Here is a 22,111-nt window from a genome sequence, read left to right on the forward strand (position 1 = left end):
CCTCGCGGCCTGACCCGCCGTCAGCACCACCCCTCTAGGAGAACCATGAACACCCGTGTCCTGACCAGCCGCAGGATCGCCGCCGCCGCCACGGCCGCCGCGGTGCTCTCGCTGGCCGCCTGCGGCTCCGACGCCGCCGAGGACGCGAGCACCTCCGGCGACGGCAAGGCCTCCGCCGCTGCTCCGAAGACGGTCCAGGCCAGCAACGGCACCGTGACCGTCCCGGCGAAGGTCGAACGGATCGTCAGCGTCTCGTACGCCACCGGCGTGCTGCTCGACCTCGGCGTCCAGCCGGTCGGCACCTCCACGCTGGACGAGAACAACCCGGTGGAGCTGCTGCCCGCGCAGAAGGCGGCGGCGGCCAGGATCGAGCCGATCGGCTCCGGCGTCGAGCTCAACATCGAGAAGATCGCCTCGCTCCGCCCCGACCTGATCGTGGTGGAGGGTGCCAGCGCCTTCGACTGGGGCATCAAGAAGCTCGAGGGCCTCGGCGTCCCGGTGCTCCACTTCGCCGTCGACAAGCCGGTCGACCTGCTGAACGCGCAGGAGAAGATCGCCACCGCCGTGGGCAGGGAGGCCGAGTTCAAGAAGCTGAAGTCGGACTACGAGGCCAAGGCCGCCAAGCTCAAGGCCGACTACGCCGGCAAGCTCAACTCGGTGAAGTGGACCATCGCCTCCTCCTACGGCGGCGGCGAGTTCCTGGTGGACACCAGGACCAGCTGGGTCGGCCGGGTGCTGGCCGACGCGGGCGCGCAGTTCTCCGCCGCCTCGGCCGAGGACAAGGAGCACGAGGTCACCTACTCGACCGAGAAGCTCGACGTGCTCGGCGACGCCGACGTCATCCTGGTGCCCAGGACGGTGGCCACCGGCGAGGTGCCGCAGGACACCAAGGACCTGGAGAAGCAGCCCTCCTGGCAGAACCTCAAGGCCGTCAAGGCGGGGAAGGTCGTGCCGGTCGGCTACGCCACCACCGACCGCTACGGCACCTCGATCGACGTGCTGAACCAGATCGAGACCGTCCTCAAGGGCCTCTGAGCCCTGGTCAGACCCCGGGCGGCCGCCGAGCAGCGGCGGCCGCCCGGCCCCTGCACCCCCAGCACTTCCGCACCGCACCCCCGGAGAGACCGACCATGGCAGAGGCGATCGCCCAGCCGACGGAGACCACCGCGCAGCCCGCCCTACCGCTCACCGCCGCCGAGGCGGGAGTGCTGGCCGCCCAGCGGATCGATCCGGAGAACCCCTGCTACAACGTCGGCCAGTACGTGACGCTCGACGGCCCGCTGGACGCCGCCCTGCTGGAGCGGGCGCTGCGGCAGGTGCTCGCCGAGGCCGGGGTGCTGGACTTCCGCCTCGCCGAGCGGGACGGCGCCGCCTTCCGGCTGCCCCCGGTCGCCGATGCGGGCGCCTGGAGGCTGGAGCGCCTCGACACCCGCGGCGCCGACGACCCGGACGCCGCAGCCGTCGCCGTGGTGCGCGAGCTCCTGGCGGTGCCGGTCGAGTTGACCGGAGAGGGCCCGAAGCCGGGCGCGCTGCTGGCCCGGACCGGCGAGCACCGGCACCTGCTCTTCCAGTGGTTCCACCACCTGGTGGTGGACGGCTACGCGGTGGCGATGCTCACCCGCCGGGTGGCCGAGGTGTACACGGAGCTGGCCGCCGGGCGGGAGCCCGGGCCCTCGCCGCTGCGGCCGCCGGCCGTGCTCGCCGAGGCCGAGGCCGAGTACCTCGCCTCCCCGAGGGCCGCCGAGGACCGCGCCTTCTGGACCGCCCGCTTCGCCGACCTGCCCGCCGCCCCCGGCCTGACCGAGCTCACCGCCCCGGCCTCCGCCACCGTGCTGCGCCACCGGCTGGAGCTGACGGCGGCTCAGTCGGCCGCGGTGCTGGCCGCCGCCCGCGCCGCCAAGACCACCTGGGCGGAGGCCGCCGCCGCCGGGTACGCCGCCTACCTGCACCGGATGACCGGCAGCGCGGAGCCGGTGATCGGCACCCACTTCATGGCCCGCACCGCCCCCGGCACCCTGCGGGTGGCCGGCACCGCCGTCAACATCCTCCCGCTGCGGCTGCCGGTGGACGGCACCGAGGACTTCACCGCGCTGCTGCGCCGGGCCGCCGCCGCGCTCAAGGAGGCCCGCCGCCACCAGCACCGCCGGGGCGAGGAGCTGCGCCGCGACCTGGGCCTGATCGGGGCCGAACAGCGGCTGTACGGACCGCTGTTGAACATCAAGCCGTTCGACCTCGCGCTGGACTTCGCCGGGGTGGCCGGGCACACCGTCAACCTCGCGGCCGGCCCGGTGGACGACCTCCAGCTGGCCGTCACCAAGAGCCCGGACGACGTGATCGCCCTGGAGTTCGACGCCAACCCCGCGCTCTACACCGCCGGGGAGCTGACCGCCCACGCCGAGCGCTGCGCCGCCCTGCTGGTGGCGCTGGCCGAGGCCCCGGGCCGGGCGCTGCGCGACCTGCCGCTGCTGACCGCCGCCGAGCAGGAGGCGCTGGCGGCCTGGAACGCGACCGGGGACCCGGCGGACGACCGGTCGGTGGTCGAGCTGTTCGCCGAGCGGGCCGCCGCGCTGCCGGGGGAGAGCGCCGTCAGGGCAGTCGACGGGACCCTGACGTACGGTCAGCTGGACGAGCGGGTGGCCCGCCTGGCCGCGCTGCTCGCCGCGCGCGGCGCGGCGGGGCGGTTCGTGGCGCTGGCACTGCCCCGGACCACCGCGCTGCCGGTGGCCGCCCTGGCCGTGCTCCGGGCCGGCGGCGCCTACCTGCCGATGGACCTGGACTACCCCGCCGACCGCCTCGCCTACATGGCCGAGGACGCCCGCCCGGTCTGCGCCGTCACCACCTCGGCGGTGGCCCACCTGGTGCCGGCCGGCCTCCCGGTCCTCGTCCTGGACGACCCGGCGGTGACCGCCGAACTGGCCGCCGCCACCCCGGCCCCCGTCACCGCCCCGGACCCGGCCGCGCCCGCCTACGTCATCCACACCTCCGGCTCCACCGGCCGGCCCAAGGGCGTGGTGGTGGAGCACGGGGCGCTGGCCGCCTTCCTGGCCGCGATCCGCCCACAGCTCGAACTCGGGCCGGGGGACTCACTGGTGGCCGTCACCACGGTGTCCTTCGACATCGCCGGCCTGGAGCTGCACGGCCCGCTGACCACCGGCGCCACCCTGGTCCTCGCCGACCGCGACACCGTGCTCGACCCGGCCGCCCTCGGCGCCCTGATCGACGAGCACCGCCCGAAGGCCGTCCAGGCGACGCCGACCTTGTGGCACCTGCTGCTGACCGAGGCGGCGGCCGGCGGCACGCTCGAAGGCCCGGGGGCCGCAGGCGAGTCCGCCGCTGGCACCGGGCTCGGCACCGCTGCGCGGGCCGCTGCCGCGAGCACCGGCACCGCTGCGCGGGCCGAGGGCCGTGGCGCGGTCACGTCGCCGGGTGCCGGCGCCGTCGAAGGGGCGCGTGCCGCCGGCCCGTTCGCCGCGCTCGGCGGGGTGCACGCGCTGGTCGGGGGTGAGGCGCTGCCCGCCGAGCTCGCCGAGCGGCTGGCTCGGGCCACCCGGCGGGTGAGCAACGTGTACGGGCCGACCGAGGTGACCGTCTGGGCCACCTCCGCCGAGCTGACGCCCGGTCACACCGGGGTCCCCGGCATCGGCACGCCCTTCGCCGGGACCCGCGCCCACGTCCTGGACGGCGCGCTGCGGCCCGTCCCGCCGGGCGTCCCCGGTGAGCTCTACCTCGCGGGCGGCCAGCTGGCCCGCGGCTACCTCGGCCGCCCCGGTCTGACGGCGGGCCGCTTCGTCGCCGACCCCTTCGACCACGGCGCCCGGATGTACCGCACCGGCGACCTGGTGCGCCGCACCCCGGAGGGGACGCTGCACTTCCTCTCCCGGGTGGACGACCAGGTCAAGCTGCGCGGCTTCCGGATCGAACTCGGCGAGGTGGAGGCCGCCCTGACGGCGCGTCCGACCGTCTCCCGCGCCGTCGCCGCCGTCCGCGAGAGCGCCCCCGGCCGTCCGCAGCTGATCGGCTACGTCACCGGCCCCGACGCCGACCCGGCCGCGCTGCGCGCCGAACTGGCCGCCGCGCTGCCCGAGTACATGGTGCCCGCCGCGATCCTGGTGCTGGACGCCTTCCCGCTCACCGCCAACGGCAAGATCGACCGCCGCGCCCTGCCGGCCCCGGAGCCGACCGCCACCACCGGCCGGGCTCCCCGGACCGAGACCGAGCGGGTGATCGCCGACCTGGTCAAGGAGGTGCTCGGCCTCGCCGAGCTCGGCGTGGAGGAGAACTTCTTCGCCCTCGGCGGCGACTCCATCTCCGCCATCCAGCTCGGCAGCCGGGCCCGCCGCGCCGGGTACGCGATCACACCCCGGGTGGTCTTCGAGCGCCGCACCGTGGCCGGCATCGCCGCCGCCGTCGAGGCCACGACCGCGAGCACGCCCGCCGAGACCGGGCACGGAACCCTCCTGGACCCCGAGCAGCGCGAGCGGCTGCTCGCCGCCCACCCCGGGGCCGAGGACGTGCTGCCGCTCTCGCCGCTCCAGGAGGGCCTGCTGTTCCACGCCGAGCAGCAGCGCGCCGAGGACGCCGACGACCTCTACACCTCGCTCACCTCCCTTCAGCTGCGCGGCCCGCTGGACCGCGAGCGCCTGGCCGCCGCCGTGGACGGCGTGGTCAACCGGCACACCGCGCTGCGCGCCTCCTTCACCACCGACCCGCTCGGCCGCCCCGTCCAGCTGATCGCCCGTCAGGTCACCGTCCCGTGGACCCACCGCGACCTGACCGCCCTGCCCGCCGAGCGGCAGGTCTCCGCGCTGGCCGAGATCGAACAGCAGGAAGCCGCCCGCCGCTTCGACCTGGCCGCTCAGCCCCTGATCCGCTGTGCCCTGGTGGCACTCGGTGCCGGCCACCACCACCTGGTGCTGACCCGTCACCACACCGTCGTGGACGGCTGGTCGATGCCGATCGTGCTGCGCGAGCTGCTGGCCGTCTACGGCGGTACCGAGCTCGCCGCGCTGCCCGCCACCACCCCCTACGCCCGCCACCTGGAGCGTCTGGCCGCCCGGGACGAGGCCGCCGACGCCGCCGCCTGGCGCGAGGCGCTGGCCGGGCTGCCCGGACCGACCCTGCTGGCCGACGCCCTCGGTGCCCCGGCGGGCGGCTCGGCCCGGGGCCGGGAACTGGAGCTGCCGATCGGCCCGGAGCTGGCTGCCGCCCTCACCAGCACCGCCCGTACCCACGGACTGACCCTCAACACCCTGGTCCAGGGCGCCTGGGCGATCCTGCTGACCCGCCTCACCGGCCGCGCCGACGTGGTCTTCGGCGCCACCGTCTCCGGCCGCCCCGCCGACCTGCCGGGCGTGGAGTCGATGGTCGGCCTGTTCTCCAACACCGTGCCGGTCCGCTTCGCGCCGCGCGAGGAGGAGCCCGTCGCCGAGGCGCTGGCCCGGCTCCAGGCCGCGCAGTCCGCCCTGCTCGACCACCAGCTGCTCGGCCTCGCCGAGATCCAGGCCCTCGCCGGGCAGGGTACGCTCTTCGACACCCTGCTGGTGGTGGAGAACTACCCCGTCGACCCGGACGCCCTGACGGCCCGTGACCTCCGCGTCGCCGGTATCACCCACCGGGGCGCCACCCACTACCCGCTGACCGTGCTCACCCTCCCCGGCGAGCACCCGCAGTTGACCGTCGAGTACCACCCCGACGTCTTCACCGACGCCCAGGCCGCCGCCGTCGGTGCCCGTCTGCTGCGCCTGCTCACCGCCGTGGCCGAGGCCCCGCAGACCCCCGTCGGCGCCCTGGAGATCCTCGACGCCGCCGAGCGCGCCCAGCTGCTGGACGGGTGGAACGCCACCGCCCGCCCGCTGCCCGGCGGCACCGTGCTGGACGTCTTCGAGGCCACCGCCGCCGCCACCCCCGAGTCCGTCGCGGTGGTCGACGGCGAGCAGCGCCTCACCTTCGCCGAGCTGGCCGCCCGGGCCGAGCTGACCGCCCGTCACCTGGCCGCCCTGGGCGCCCGCCCCGGCACCGTGGTCGCCCTCGCGCTGCCCCGTTCCGCCGGTCTGGTCGCGGCCCTGCTCGGTGTGCTGAAGTCCGGCGCCGCCTACCTGCCGGTGGACCTGGACCACCCGGCCGAGCGGGTCGCGCTGATGCTGGAGGACGCCGAGCCGCTGCTCACCCTGACCACCGCCGAGGTGGCCGAGCGCCTCCCGGTGCTGGACGCGCACGGCCTCGGGCCGGTGCTGACGGAGCGTCTGGGCGAGCTGTCCGCCGAGCCGGTGGCCCCGCACCCCGACGACCTGGCGTACGTCATCCACACCTCCGGATCCACCGGCCGCCCCAAGGGCGTCCAGGTGCCGCACCGGGGCCTGGCCAACATGCTGGAGCATCACGGGAACACCGTGTTCGCCCGCGCCGTCGAGGCGGCCGGCGGCCGCCGCCTGCGCGCCGCGCACACCGCCTCGTTCTCCTTCGACTCCTCCTGGGAGCAGCTGCTCTGGCTGCTGCTCGGCCACGAGCTGCACGTCTACGGCGAGGAGCTGCGCCGCGACCCGGAGGCGCTGACGGCCCGTCTGCTGGCCGACCGGATCGACACCCTGGACGTGACGCCCTCCTTCGGCCGTCAGCTGGTCGAGTGCGGCCTGCTGGACGACCCGGCGCACCGGCCGCTGCTCTTCCTGGTCGGCGGCGAGGCCGTGGACGAGGCGCTCTGGACCCGGCTGCGGGAGACCGAGGGCGTGATCGGCCACAACTTCTACGGCCCGACCGAGTACACCGTCGACACCCTCGGCGCGGACCTCGCCGACAGCCCGACCCCGTCCGTCGGCCGCCCGATCGGCAACACCCGGGCGTACGTGCTGGATTCGCGCCTGCGGCCCGCCCCCGCCGGGGTCGTCGGCGAGCTCTACATCGCCGGCCCCGGCCTGGCCCGCGGCTACGGCAACCGCCCTGCCCTGACCGCCGCCCGCTTCGTCGCCGATCCCTTCGACCGGGGCGCCCGGATGTACCGCACCGGCGACCTGGTCCGGCACCGCCCCGACGGCTCGCTGGACTACCTCGGGCGCGGCGACGACCAGGTGAAGATCCGCGGCTTCCGGGTCGAGCCCGGCGAGGCCGAGGCCGCGCTGGCCGCGCTGCCCGGTGTCACCCAGGCCGCGGTGCTGGTGCTGCCCGCCCCCGGCGGGGCCAAGCGGCTGGTCGGCTACGCCGCCCCCGCGCACCTGGACACCGCCGTGCTGCGCAAGGCACTTGCCGCCACCCTGCCCGAGTACCTGGTGCCCGCCGCGGTCGTCGCGCTGGACCGGCTGCCGCTGAACGTCAACGGCAAGCTGGACCGCCAGGCGCTGCCCGCGCCGGACGCCGCCGCGTACGCCGTGCCGAGCGGCCGCCCGGCCCGGGACGAGCGCGAGGCGCTGGTCTGCTCGGTCTTCGCCGAGGTGCTCGGCCTGCCCGCCGTCGGCCCGGACGAGGACTTCTTCACCCTCGGCGGCCACTCGCTGCTGGCCACCCGGGTCACCGGGCGGCTGCGCGCCGGGCTCGGCGTGGAGACCGCCGTCCGGGACCTGTTCGAGACCCGTACCCCGGCCGCGCTCGCCGCCCGGCTGGCCGCCGCTGCCGCCGGCCGCCCCGGGCCCACCGCCCGCCCCCGCCCGGACCTCCTGCCGCTCTCCGCCGCGCAGGCCCGGCTCTGGTTCCAGTACCGCCTGGACGGCGCCACCGCCGCGTACACCATCCCGTGCGCGGTGCGGATCGACGGCGCCGTGGACACCGAGGCCCTGCGCGCCGCCTTCGGCGATGTGCTCGCCCGGCACGAGGCGCTGCGCACCGTCTTCCCGGACCGCGACGGCCGCCCGTACCAGCGGATCCTGACGCCCGCTCAGGCCGGGGTGCCGTTCGTGGTCGAGGAGACCACCGTCCACCGGCTCTCCCGCGCCGTGGCCGCCGCCGGGGCGTACGCCTTCGAGCTGGCCACGGAGATCCCGGTCCGGGCCACCCTGCTCACCACCGGGCCCGAGCGGCACGTGCTGAGCATCGCCGTGCACCACATCGCCGGTGACGAGTGGTCGGAGCGCGTGCTGCTGCGCGACCTGGACCAGGCGTACGTGGCCCGGCTGGCCGGCACCGAGCCCGGCTTCGCCCCGCTGCCGCTGCAGTACGCCGACCACGCGCTCTGGCAGGCCGAGCTACTGGCCGCCACCGAGGGCCCGGCCGCCGCGCAGACCGCCTACTGGCACGGACAACTGGCTGATGTTGCCGCCGAGTTGGCCCTGCCTGCCGACCGTCCGCGCCCGGCCGAGCCGAGCGGACGCGGCGGCGCCGTCCGGCTGGCGCTGCCAGAGGCGCTCCACACCGAGCTGCTCGGCTACGCCCGTCGACGGGGCGTGACCCCCTTCGTGGTCACCCAGGCCGCCGCCGCGCTGCTGCTCGGCACGCTGGCCGGGACGCGGGACGTCGCGCTCGGCACACCGGTCGCCGGACGTACCGACGAGGCGGTGGAGTCGGTGGTCGGCTTCTTCGTCAACACCCTGGTGCTCCGTCACGACCTCAGCGGCGCCCCGAGCTTCGACGCCCTGGTGGAGCGCAGCCGCGACGTGGTGTTCGGCGCGCTGGCCCACCAGGACCTGCCGTTCGACCGGCTGGTGGAGATCGTCAACCCGGAGCGATCGCTCGGCCGCCACCCGCTGTTCCAGGTGATGGTCCAGCACCGCAAGGCCACCGACGGCCACACGAGCCTGTTCGGCGCCCGCACCGAACTGCTGCCCGACCCGGTGCACGCGGCCCGCTTCGACCTGGCCTTCACCTTCGCCGAGTCCGCCGATGGCACCCGCACCGAGCTGACCGTCATCCACGCCGAGGACCTCTTCGACCGCTCCACCGCCCGCCTGTTCGGCGAGCGCCTGCTCGCGGTGCTGACCGCCGCACTGGCCGCCCCGGGACGGGAGGCCGGGTTGATCGAGCCGCTCTCCGAGCAGGAGCGCCGGGGCCTGGCGGGGGAGTGGAACGCCACCGGCCGCGAGGTCCGGGACGGCACCCTGCTGACCCGGATCGCCGAGCGGGTGGCCGCCACCCCCGAGGCCGTCGCGGTGGACTTCGAGGGGGAGACGCTGACCTACCGTCAGCTGGACCAGCGGGCCGGGAGGCTGGCCCGGGTGCTGGCCGCCCGGGGCGCCGGACCGGACCGGCTCGTGGCCGTCGCGGTGCCGCGGTCGGCCGAGCTGATGGTGGCCCTGCTGGGCGTGCTCAAGTCGGGTGCGGCGTACCTGCCGCTGGACACCGAGTACCCGGCCGAGCGGCTGGCCGCGATGGTCGAGGACGCCGCGCCCGTCGCCGTGCTCACCGTGCCCGGGGTGGAACTCCCGGCCCTGCCCGGGGCGCCGGTGCTCGCGGTGGACGCCGACGGCCCGCAGGCCGACCCCGTCGCCCCCGGCCCCGGCCACGCCGCCTACGTCATCTTCACCTCCGGCTCCACCGGCCGCCCCAAGGGCGTACTGGTCACCCACCGGGCCATCGTCAACCGCCTGGACTGGATGGCCGAGGTCCACCGGATCACCGCCGAGGACCGGATCCTGCAGAAGACCCCGGCCGGTTTCGACGTCTCGGTCTGGGAGTTCTTCCTCCCGCTGGTCACCGGCGCCCGGGTGGTGCTCGCCCGCCCCGGCGGTCACCGCGACCCCGGCTACCTGGCCGCGCTCGCCGCCTCCGCCGGGGTGACGGCCTGTCACTTCGTGCCCTCGATGCTGACCGCCTTCACCACCGCCGCCGAGCAGGACCCGGCGCAGCGGGAGGGCTTCGCCGGCGTGCGGCGGGTGTTCTGCTCCGGCGAGGCGCTGCCCGCTTCGGCCGTGGACCGGTTCGCCGCGCTCTGGCCGCAGATCGAGCTGCACAACCTCTACGGCCCCACCGAGGCCGCCGTGGACGTCACCTACCACCGTGCCTGGTCCGGGGCGGGGACCGTCCCGATCGGCCGGCCGGTCTGGAACACCCGGCTGCACGTGCTGGACGCCCGCCTGCGGCCCGTCCCGGTCGGCGTGCCCGGCGAGCTCTACCTCGCCGGGGTCCAGCTGGCCCGCGGCTACCTCGGCCGCCCCGGTCCGACCGCAGGGCGCTTCGTCGCCGACCCCTTCGACCACGGGGCCCGGATGTACCGCACCGGCGACCTGGTGCGCCGCCGGATCGACGGCGAGGTGGAGTACCTCGGCCGCACCGACGACCAGGTGAAGATCCGCGGCTTCCGGATCGAACTCGGCGAGGTGGAGGCCGCGTTGGCCGCCGTCCCCGGAGTCGGCCAGGCCGCCGTCACCGCCCGCGCGCTCACCGAGGGCGGGGCGCGGCAGCTGCTCGGCTACGTCACCGGCGCCGTCGACCCGGCCGCCGTCCGCTCCGCGCTGGCCGCCACCCTGCCCGAGCACCTGGTGCCCGCCGTGGTCACCGTGCTGGACGCACTGCCGCTGAGCGTCAACGGCAAGCTGGACCGCAAGGCGCTGCCCGACCCCTCGCGCGGCCCGGCCGCCGCCCCGAGCGGGAAGCCGGCCACCGCGATGGCCCGGGTCTTCGCCGAGGTGCTCGGGCTGGACGCGGTCGGCGAGGAGGAGAACTTCTTCGCGCTCGGCGGCGACTCCATCGTCTCGATCCAGCTGGTGAGCCGGGCCCGCAAGGCGGGGCTGGAGATCACCGCCAAGGACGTCTTCACCCACCCCACCCCGGCGGAGCTGGCGGCGGCCGCCACCGGGGTGCCGCTCGGTGAGGCGCCGCCGGCACCGGTCGCGGCGCAGCGGGACGGCGAGCTGCCCGCCCTCCCGGTGGTGCACTGGCTGCGGGAGCGTGGCGGGCCGGTCGACCGCTTCAACCAGTCCGTGCTGCTCACCGTCCCGGCCGGGCTGGACGAGCGGGCGCTGCGCACCGCGCTGGCCGCCCTGGCCGTGAACCACCCCGCGCTGCGGCTCAGGCTGGACCGCGCCGACGGCCTCTGGACCCAGGAGGTGCTGCCCGCCGACCAGGCCCCCGCCGTTACCGACCCCACCACCCTGCGGGTCGTCACCGGCCTCGGCGCCCTCGCGGCCGAGGCGGACCGGGCCGCCGCCGGGCTCGACCCGGACACCGGCCGGGTGCTGCGCGCGGTCTGGTTCGACGCCGGACCGCAGGACGGCCGGCTGCTCCTGACGGTCCACCACCTCGCCGTGGACGGCGTCTCCTGGCGCACCCTGCTGCCCGAACTGGCCGCCGGGTACGCCCGCGCCGCCGCCGGCCTCGCCCCCGCCGCCGAGCCCGAGGCGTACGGCCCGGCCGACTGGGCCCGCGCCCTGCTGGCCGAGGCGCACCGCCGCCCCCGGATGGCCGAGGCCGCGTACTGGCGCACCGCACTGGGCGGCCCCGCCGGGCCGCTCGGCGCACTCGCCGCCGACCCGGAGCGGGACACCGTCGCCACCCTGCGCACCCTTCGCCGCACCCTGCCCGCCGACCGCACCGCCCCGCTGCTGGCCGAACTTCCGCAGGCCTTCAACGTCGGCGTGGACGAGGTGCTGCTGGCCGGGCTGGTGCTCGGCGCCGCGACCGCCCACCCGCAGGCCGCCCCCGTCCTCCAGGTCGACCTGGAGGGCCACGGCCGGGGCACCGTCCTCGACGGCGCCCCGGCGGCCGATCTCGCCCGCACCGTCGGCTGGCTGACCACCGTTCACCCCGTCCGGCTCGACCTGGCCGCCGCGCTTGGACCGACCGGCGATCGGGGGGCGGCGTCGCGACGCCGGGGCACGCACCTCGACACCTTCTCGTCGGTCGCCGATGCTCCGCATGGACTCCCTCCTCGGCACCGCCGAGCCACGCACCCCAACGCCGCTCCTTCGCCCACCCCCCGATCGCCGGTCGGTCTCAGCAGCGGCGAGCAGGCCGGGCAGGTGCTCAAGCAGGTCAAGGAGCAGCTGCGCGCCGCCCCCGACAAGGGACTCGGCTTCGGCCTGCTGCGCCACCTCAACCCGCAGACCGCCGCCCTGCTGGCCGGGCTCCGCCGCTCCGAGGTGCTCTTCAACTACCGCGGCCGGCTGGACGGTGCGGGCGCCCCGCTCGGCGGCTGGCCGTTCGCCCCGGCCGCCGAGCGGGCCGTGGTGACCGCCGCCGCCGGGCCCGACCCGGCCCAGGCCGCCGGGTACCCGCTGGAGATCGACGCCGTGGTCCAGGGCGGCCCGGACGGGCGCCCCGAGCTGGCCGTCGAACTCAGCTGGCCCGAGGCGCTGCTGACCACCGCTCAGGCCGAAGCCCTGGCCGAGGGCTGGTTCACCGCCCTGGACGCGCTGGCCCGGCACGCGGCCACCGACGGGGCCGGTGGGCTCACCCCCTCCGACCTCGGCCTGGTCAGCCTCAAGCAGGCCCAGATCGACCGCCTGGAGGCCCGCCTGCGCGGCGGCGCCCGCCCGAGCCGCAGGCGCCGCCCGTGAACAGCCCGTCCCAGTCCGCCCGTACCGAGAACACCGAGAGCACCGAGAGCACCGTGACGAACTCCGCCGAACCGACCTCCCAGCAGCCGGCCCCGTCCGACCTGGAGGACGTCTACCCGCTGTCCTCGCTCCAGGAGGGCCTGCTCTTCCACGCCCTCTACGACCAGGCCGCCGAGGACGTCTACGTGGTGCAGTCCCACCTCGACCTGGCCGGGGACGTGGACACCGTCCGGCTGGCCGCCGCCGTGGACGCGCTGCTCGTCCGGCACGCCAACCTGCGGGCCGGGTTCTGGTACGAGGATCCGGAGGCGGTGGTCCAGTTCGTCCCCCGCGCCGTCGCCACCCCGCTGCGCGAGCTGGACCTGACGGCTTTCGCCGGCCCGGCCCGGGAGGCCGCCCTCGACGCGGTGATGACCGAGGACCGGCGGCACCGCTTCGACCTCTCCGCCCCGCCGCTGCTCCGGCTCACCCTGGCCCGGCTCTCCGCCGACGCCGTCCGGCTGGTGATCACCTGTCACCACCTGCTGCTGGACGGCTGGTCGATGCCGATCCTGGTCCGCGAGCTGCTGGCCCTGTACGGCTCGCACGGCGCCGCCGCCGTCCTCCCGCCGGTCCGCCCCTACCGGGACCACCTGGCGCTGCTCGCCACCCGCGACACCGCCGCCGCCGAGGCCGCCTGGGGCGAGGCACTGGCCGGGTTCGACCAGCCGCACCCGGTCGGCCCGGCCGAGTCGCAGGCACCCACCGCCACCGTGGAGTTCTCCGCCGGGCCCGAGTTGACCGCCGCCGTCACCGCCGCCGCCCGGGCCCAGGGCCTGACCCTGGGCAACCTCGCCCACACCCTCTGGGCCGTGCTGCTCGGATCCCTCACCGGCACCGCCGACGTGGTCTTCGGCACCACCGTCTCCGGCCGCCCCGACGACCTGCCGGGCGCGGACTCGATGGTCGGCCTGTTCATCAACACCGTGCCGGTCCGGGTCCGGCTCGCCCCGGCCGACACCCTGGCCTCCGCCACCGCACGGGTGCAGCGTGAGCAGGCCGCCCTGATGGCCCATCAGCACCTGGGCCTGGCCGCGATACAGAAGCAGGCCGCCGCCGAGGGGCCGCTCTTCGACACCCTGCTGGTGGTGGAGAACTACCAGGGCGGCGGCGGCGAGGGCCTGGCCGAGTCCTTCGGCGCCCCCGCCGGGCTGACCGTCACCGGCCTCGGCGCCCGCGACGCCACCCACTACCCGCTCGGCCTCACCGTGCTGCCCGGCAGCGAGCTGCGGATCGAACTCGACCACCGCACCGACCTGTTCACCCCCGCCGAGGCCGAGGCCACCGCCCGGCGGTTCCTCGCCCTGCTGGCCGCCTTCGCCGCCGACCCGGCCACCCCGCTGGCCCGGCTCGACCTGCTGGACCTTCTCACCGACACCGACACCGACACCGACACCGACACCGACGCCGAGCGCGCGGCCCTGCCCGCCGTCACCTCCGGCGGCCCGCTGGAGACCCCGGCCGGCACCGGGACCGTCGCCGACCGCCTCGCCGACCGGGCCGCCCGTACCCCGCACGACCGCGCGCTGGTCGCCCCGGCCCTGGCCGGCGGCACGGCCGAGCTCTCCTTCGTCGAACTCGACGGCGCCGCGAGCCGCCTGGCCCACCTGCTGGCCGTCAATGGGACCGCCCCCGAGTGGACCGCAGCCCTCGCCCTGCCCCGCTCCGCCGAGGCCGTCACCGCGATCCTCGCCACGCTCCGGGCCGGCGGCGCCTACCTGCCGCTCGACCTGGACCACCCCGACCACCGCCTGGCCCAGCTGCTGGACGACGTCCGCCCCGCCGTGCTGCTCACCACCACCGCCGTGGCCGGGCGCCTGCCCGCCCTCCCCGGCACGGCCGTCCTGCTGGTGGACGACCCGGCGGTGACCGCCGCCCTGGCCGCCCTGCCCGTCACCGCCCCGGGCGTGACGGTCGATCAGGACAGCCCCGCCTACGTCATCCACACCTCCGGCTCCACCGGCCGCCCCAAGGGCGTGGTCATCACCCACCGGGGCCTGAACAGCCTCGCCGAGGAGCACCTCACCGGCCCGTTCGCCGCCGTCGCCGACGGCCGCCGCCTGCGGGCGCTCGGCACCGCCTCGTTCGCCTTCGACTCCAGCTGGGACCAGCTGCTCTGGCTGCTCGGCGGCCACGAGCTGCACCTGCTCGGCGAGGCCGACCGCCGCGACGCCGAGGCCGTGGTGGCGTACACCCGGGCCGAGCGGATCGACGTGCTCGACAACACCCCCAGCTACACCCGCCGGCTGCTGGACAGCGGCCTGCTGACGGGCAGTCACCGCCCCTCCGTGCTGCTGCTCGGCGGCGAGGCCCTGCCCGAACCGCTCTGGACCGAGCTGCGCGCCGTGCCCGGCCTGACCGCGCTCAACTACTACGGCCCCACCGAGGCCACCGTCGACGCGCTGCTCGCCGACCTGGCCGACAGCACGGAGCCGGTGGTCGGCCGCCCGCTGCGCGGCACCCGCGCGTACGTGCTGGACGGCCTGCTGCGCACCGCCCCGGCCGGCTCGGTCGGCGAACTGTACCTGGCGGGAGCCCAGTTGGCCCGGGGCTACCTGGACCGGCCCGGCCTGACCGCCGAGCGCTTCGTGGCCGACCCGTTCGACCACGGGGCCCGGATGTACCGCACCGGCGACCTGGTGCGCCGCCGGGCTGACGGCGTGATCGAGTACCTCGGCCGCACCGACGAGCAGGTGAAGATCCGCGGCCACCGGATCGAGCCCGCCGAGATCGAGGCAGCCCTCACCGCCCTGCCGGCTGTCGCGCAGGCCGCCGTGCTGGTGCTCCCCGGCGCCGTCCGCCGGATCGCCGCCTACCTGGTGCCCGCCCCCGGTGCCACCGTGCCGACGCCCGACGAGCTGCACGCCACGCTCTCCGCCCGGCTGCCCGAGTACATGGTGCCGTCCGCCTTCGCCGTACTGGACGCGCTGCCGCTGAACATCAGCGGCAAGCTGGACCGGGCCGCCCTCACCGCGCGCGACCTCGACTTCACCGGCGAGAGCGGCACCCGGGCCGCCGAGACCGAGACCGAACAGCTGCTCTGCGAGCTCTTCGCCGAGGTGCTCGGCCTGCCGGAGAGCGGCGCCGAGGCCGACTTCTTCCGCCTCGGCGGCGACTCGATCTCCTCCATCCGCCTGGTGGGCGCCGCCCGCGCCGAAGGCCTGGCGCTCAGCCCGCGCGACGTCTTCGAGCAGCGCACCCCCGCCGCCCTGGCCGCCCTCGCCGACCTGCGCGAGAGCGCCGAGGCCGGGCCCGAGCTGCCCGGACTCCCCACCGCCACCGAGGCGGAGCTGCTGCTCGCGGCCGCCGCCGTGCCCAAGCTGGAGGTGGCCGAGCTCTGGCCCGTCTCCCCGCTCCAGCAGGGCCTGCTCTTCGAGGCCGGGTACGACGACCAGGGCATCGACGTCTACACCTCACGCGACGTCATCTCGCTCACCACCCGGGTCCCGCTCGCGGTCCTGCACGGGGCGCTGGCCGGACTGCTGGAGAGCCACCCCAACCTGCGGGCCGGGTTCCTGGCCGACGCCCTGGACCGCCCGGTCGCCTTCCTGCCGCGCCTGGTCGAGGTGCCGCTCACCGAGGCCGACCTCTCCCAGCTGGACGAGCCCGCCTTCGAGGCCGAACTCGACCGCCTGGTCGACGCCGAGGCCCGCACCCGCTTCGACCTGGCCACCCCGCCGCTGCTGCGGGTGGTCTCGGTGCTCGCCCCCGGCGGCGGCCAGCGCATCCTGCTCACCAACCACGCCCTGCTCTGGGACGGCTGGTCGGCCGGCCTGGTGCTCCAGGAGCTGCTGACCCGCTGTCACCTGGGCCTGACCGGCGCCCCGGACGGCCCCGCGCTGCCCGAACCCGGCCTGCCCTACCGCGACTTCCTGCGCTGGCTGACCGCCCAGGACCAGGAGCAGGGCCGGGCCGCCTGGCGGACCGCCCTGGCCGGCCTGGAGGAGGCCACCCTGCTCGCCCCGCAGGCCCGCGAGCGCGCCGCCGTGCTGCCCGAGGAGGTCGGCGCCGCGCTCTCCCCGGAGCTCTCCGCCCGCCTCGGCGCGTACGCCCGCACCCACGGCCTCACCCTCAACACCGTGGTCTGCGGCGCGTGGGCCCTGCTGCTGGCCGGACTGACCGGCCGTCAGGACGTGGTGTTCGGCGCCACCGTCTCCGGCCGCCCGGCCGAGCTGCCGGGCATCGACGCCACCATCGGCATGTTCCTCAACACCGTGCCGGTCCGGGCGAAGCTGGACGGCGGCGAGCGCGTCGCCGACTTCCTGGCCCGCCTCCAGCGCGAGCAGACCGCCCTGCTGGCGCACCATCAGACCGGCCTCGGCGAGATCCAGCGCGACGCCGGCCTCGGCCGGCTCTTCGACACCCTCCAGGTGGTCCGCAACACCCCCGCCGACGACGAGCTGCGCGACCGCATCCGGGCCGCGCTCGGCGTCGAGCAGATCGCCGACGTGGACGCCACCCACCTCCCGCTGATCTTCATCACCAACCCGGGCGAGGTGCTGGACCTCGAGTTCAAGTACCGCCCCGACGTCTTCGACCGCGCCACCGTCGAGCAGCACGCCGAGCGGATGGTGGTGCTGCTCACCGCGTTGGTGGGCGACCCCGGGCTGTTGGTCCGCGAGGTGGACGTGCTGACGGTGCGTGAGCGCGGGTTGGTGCTGGGGGAGTGGGCGGCGACGGGTCGTGAGCTGCCGGAGGCGACGGTGGCGGATCTGCTGGCGGAGCGGGCGGCGTTGGTGCCCGGTGAGACGGCGCTGGTGTGCGGCTCGCGGTCGTGGAGCTATGCGGAGTTGGACGCTGCGGTGAACCGGTTGGCGCGGCTGTTGGTCGGTCACGGCGCGGGTCCGGAGCGGGTGGTGGCGTTGGGGCTGCCCCGGTCGCTGGAGATGGTGGCGGCGCTGTTCGCGGTGCTGCGGACGGGGGCGGCGTATCTGCCGCTGGAGTTGGACTACCCGAAGGAGCGTTTGGCCTTCATGGTGGAGGACACCGCGCCGGTGGTCCTGGTGACGGACTCGACCGCGCTGGCGCGGATGCCGGAGTACGCGGCGACGGTGCTGCTGGACGACCCGGCGGTGGCCGCCGAGCTGGCCGGTTCGGAGACCGGGCCGCTGGGCGTGACGGTGGATCAGGACAGCCCGGCGTACGTCATCTTCACCTCCGGCTCGACCGGTCGGCCGAAGGGTGTCGTCACCCCGTACCGGGGTCTGACGAACATGCAGCTCAACCACCGCGAGGCGATCTTCGACCCAACGGTGGTCTCGGCGGGCGGCCGACGGCTGCGGATCGCGCACACCGTGTCGTTCTCCTTCGACATGTCGTGGGAGGAGCTGCTCTGGCTGGTCGAGGGCCACGAGGTGCACATCCTGGACGAGGCGCTGCGCCGCGACGCCCAGGAGCTGGCGGACTACTGCGACGCCCACGCGATCGACGTGGTCAACGTGACGCCCTCCTACGCCCAGGCCCTGGTGGACTGCGGGCTCCTGGACGAGGACCGGCACCGTCCGGTGCTGGTGCTGCTGGGCGGCGAGGCGGTGGCGGAGACGCTCTGGTCGAGGCTGCGCGACACGCCGGGGGTGCTCGGCTACAACCTGTACGGGCCGACCGAGTACACCATCAACACCCTGGGCGGCGGCACGCTCGACTCCGCCACCGCCACCGTGGGCCGCCCGATCTGGAACACCCGCGCCCAGGTGCTCGACTCCTTCCTGCGCCCGGTCCCCGTGGGCGTGCCCGGCGAGCTGTACGTGGCGGGCGTGGGCCTTGCCCGGGGCTACCTCAACCGCCCCGGCCTGACGGCGGACCGCTTCGTCGCCGACCCCTTCGGCGAGCCCGGGAGCCGGATGTACCGCACCGGCGACGTGGTGCGGTGGCGTGCCGACGGCCTGCTGGACTTCCTCGGCCGGGCCGACGACCAGGTGAAGATCCGGGGCTACCGGGTCGAGCCGGGCGAGATCGAGGACGCCCTCGCGCTGCACCCGACGGTGGCTCAGGCCGCCGTCCTGGTGCGGGAGGACGCCCCCGGCGTGAAGCGTCTGGCCGCCTACCTGGTGCCGGCCGCCGGTGCCGTCGTGGACGTGGCCGCCGTCCGGGCCGAGCTCGCCGCCCGGCTGCCCGAGTACATGGTGCCCGCCGCCTTCGTGGTGCTGGCGGCGCTCCCGCTGACCGTCAACGGCAAGCTGGACCGCCGGGCGCTGCCCGCCCCCGAGACCGGCGGGTCGGGCACCGGGCGGGCCCCGCGCGACGCCCGGGAGGCGCTGCTCTGCGGCCTCTTCGCCGAGGTGCTCGGCCTGGCCGAGGCCGGACCGGAGCAGAACTTCTTCGAGCTGGGCGGCCACTCGCTGCTGGCCACCCGCCTGGTCGGCAAGGTCAAGGCCGCCCTCGGCACCCACCTGACGGTCCGTGACCTGTTCGAGGCGCCGACCCCCGCCGGGCTGGCCCTGCGCACCGACGTGACCGACCCGCGCCCGGCCCTGGCCCGCCGCGAGCGTCCGGCCGAGCTGCCGCTCTCGCACGCCCAGCGCCGGATGTGGTTCCTGCAGAACCTGGTGTCCGGCGCCACGTACAACGTGCCGCTGGTGGTCCGGGTGAGCGGCGAGCTGGACCTGGACGCGCTGCGGGCCGCCGTCCGCTCCGTCACCGAGCGGCACGAGAGCCTGCGGACGGTCTTCACCGAGCGCGACGGCGGGGTCTTCCAGACCGTGCTGGCCCCGGCCGGCGAGGTGCACGTCCGCCCGTCCACCGAGGAGACGCTGGACGCCGACATCCGGGCCGAGGTCCGGCACGGCTTCGACCTGGCGGCCGAACTCCCGCTCCGGGTCTCGGTGCTGGAGCTGGGTGAAGCCGAGCACGTGGTGGTGCTGCTGTTCCACCACATCGCCGGTGACGAGTGGTCGATGCTCCCGTTCATCGACGACCTGAACCAGGCCTACGCCGCCCACCGGGCCGGGCAGCTGCCCGGCTGGGCGCCGCTGCCGGTGCAGTACGCCGACTACACCCTCTGGCAGCAGGAGCTGCTGGACGGCGCCGCCGGGGTGGCGGAGCGTCAGGCGGGCTACTGGCGCGAGGCGCTGGCCGGGCTCCCCGAGGAGCTGCCGCTGCCGACCGACCACCCGCGGGTGCCGACCGCCCGCCTGGCGGGGGACACCGTGTACGCCCAGGTGCCCCCGGCCGTCTACCGCGGCCTGCGGGCTGCCGCCCAGGCCACCGGCACCACCACCTTCATGGTGCTCCAGGCCGCCGTGGCCACCCTGCTCCACCGCCTCGGGGCCGGCACCGACATCCCCCTCGGCGCCCCGGTGGCCGGGCGCTCCGACAGCGTCCTGGACGGGCTGGTCGGCTTCTTCGTCAACACCGTCGTGCTCCGCAACGACCTCGCCGGTGACCCGACCTTCACCGACCTCCTGGCCCGCACCCGGGACACCGACCTGGCCGCCTTCGCCCACCAGGACCTCCCCTTCGACCGCCTGGTGGAGGCCGTCAACCCGCCCCGGGTGCCCGGCCGCCACCCGCTCTTCCAGGTGATGCTGGGCTACCAGCACAGCGCCGGGGGAGAGGGCAGCCTGCTCGGGCTGAAGAGCCGCATCCTGCCCTTCGAGCTGGGCGCGGTGAAGTTCGAACTGGACTTCAACTTCGAGGAGATCTCCTCCGAGGAGCAGATCGACATCGCCTTCGAGTACGCGACCGACCTCTACGAGCGCACCACCGCCGAGGCGCTGGCCGAGCGGCTGCTCGCCGTGCTGGAGCAGGTCGCCGGAGACCCGGACCGCCGGATCGGCTCGCTGGACGTGCTGACGGTGCGTGAGCGCGGGCTGGTGTTGGGGGAGTGGGCGGACACCGCCCGCGAGCTGCCCGACGCCACGGTGGCCGACCTGCTGGCCGAGCGCGCCGCGCAGGTGCCGGACGAGACGGCGCTGGTCTCCGGCGACCGCTCCTGGACCTACGCGGAGCTGGACGGTCAGGTCGACCGGCTGGCCCGGCTGTTCACGGTGTACGGCGCGGGCCCGGAGAGGGTGGTGGCGCTGGGGCTGCCGCGTTCGCTGGAGATGGTGGCGGCGCTGTTCGCGGTGCTGCGTACCGGGGCGGCGTACCTGCCGCTGGAGCTGGACTACCCGAAGGAGCGCCTGGCCTTCATGGTGGAGGACACCGCGCCGGTGGTGCTGGTCACGGACTCCACCGCGCTGCCCCGGATGCCCGAGTACGCGGCGACGGTGCTGCTGGACGATCCGGCCGTGGCGGCCGAGTTGACGTCCCTGGACGCGGGCCCGCTGGGCGTGACGGTGGATCAGGACTCCCCGGCGTACGTGATCTTCACCTCCGGCTCGACGGGCCGCCCGAAGGGCGTCGTCACGCCGTACCGGGGTCTGACGAACATGCAGCTGAACCACCGCGAGGCGATCTTCGACCCGACGGTCGCGCTGGCCGGGGGGCGCCGTCTGCGGATCGCCCACACGGTGTCGTTCTCCTTCGACATGTCGTGGGAGGAGCTGCTCTGGCTGGTCGAGGGCCACGAGGTCCACGTGATGGACGAGGCGCTGCGGCGTGACGCCGAGGCGCTCTCCGCCTACTGCGCCGAGCACCGGATCGACGTCGTAAACGTCACCCCGTCCTACGCCCAGGCGCTGGTCGACCAGGGCCTGTTGGACGAGGACCGGCACCGTCCGGTGCTGGTGCTGCTCGGTGGTGAGGCGGTGGCGGAGACGCTCTGGTCGAAGCTCTGTGACACCCCCGGCGTGCTCGGCTACAACCTCTACGGGCCGACCGAGTACACCATCAACACCCTGGGCGGCGGCACGCTCGACTCCGCCACTGCCACCGTCGGCCGCCCGATCTGGAACACCCGCGCCCACGTCCTGGACGGCTCGCTCCGCCCGGTGCCGGTCGGCGTCCCCGGCGAGCTCTACGTCTCCGGTGCGGGCCTGGCCCGGGGCTACCTCAACCGACCAGGCCTGACCGCCGAGCGCTTCGTCGCCGACCCCTTCGGCGAGCCGGGCGCCCGGATGTACCGCACCGGCGACGTGGTCGCCTGGCGGCCGGACGGCCTGCTGGACTTCCTCGGTCGCGTCGACGACCAGGTGAAGATCCGGGGCTACCGGGTCGAGCCCGGTGAGATCGAGGACGCCCTCGCGCTGCACCCGACGGTGGCTCAGGCCGCCGTCCTGGTGCGGGAGGACGCCCCCGGCGTGAAGCGTCTGGCCGCCTACCTGGTGCCGGCCGCCGGTGCGGTGGTGGAGACGGCCGCCGTCCGTCGTACGCTGACGGAGCGTCTGCCGGACTACATGGTCCCCTCGGCGTTCGTGGTGCTGGACGCGCTCCCGCTGACCGTCAACGGCAAGCTGGACCGCAAGGCCCTCCCCGTGCCCACCGGCGCCGACTTCACCGCCACCGGCCCCGTCCGGGCACCGCGCACCCACGCCGAGGTGCTGGTGCACTCCGCCTTCGCCGACGTGCTCGGACTCCCGGACCTCGGCATCGACGAGAACTTCTTCGACCTCGGCGGCCACTCCCTGCTCGCGATGGCGCTGCTTCAGTACCTGCGGGCCGACTTCGAGGGCTCCGGCCTCTGCCTGGCCGACGTGCTAGCCCGGCCGACCGTCGCCGCCCTCGCCGAACTCCTGGCCGGCCCGGCGTCCGACGCCCCCACCTGCCAGGCCTGACCT

At 75.6% G+C, this 22,111-nt stretch carries 3 protein-coding genes; all 3 read left to right on the forward strand.

The annotated features are described in order from the left end of the window. Positions 1 to 45 precede the first annotated feature (45 nt). The 3 genes from ACZ6ZR_RS25595 to ACZ6ZR_RS25605 all read left to right on the forward strand — a co-directional run bounded on the left by ACZ6ZR_RS25595 (position 46) and on the right by ACZ6ZR_RS25605 (position 22,108). Positions 46 to 1,035 carry an ABC transporter substrate-binding protein gene (locus ACZ6ZR_RS25595; protein ID WP_465646010.1) on the forward strand — a complete coding sequence of 330 codons (990 nt, stop codon included), beginning with the start codon at positions 46 to 48 and terminating at the stop codon, positions 1,033 to 1,035. Between the two features lie 95 nt (positions 1,036 to 1,130). After that, positions 1,131 to 12,416, forward strand: a complete 11,286-nt coding sequence (locus ACZ6ZR_RS25600) for an amino acid adenylation domain-containing protein (protein ID WP_465646012.1) — start codon at positions 1,131 to 1,133, stop codon at positions 12,414 to 12,416. Beyond that, positions 12,413 to 22,108: a non-ribosomal peptide synthetase gene (locus tag ACZ6ZR_RS25605; protein ID WP_465646014.1), complete on the forward strand. Its 9,696-nt coding sequence runs from the start codon at positions 12,413 to 12,415 to the stop codon at positions 22,106 to 22,108. Before ACZ6ZR_RS25600 ends, ACZ6ZR_RS25605 begins: the two co-directional genes overlap by 4 nt. Positions 22,109 to 22,111 lie beyond the last annotated feature (3 nt).

Source organism: Kitasatospora sp. NPDC088742, from assembly GCF_055584905.1.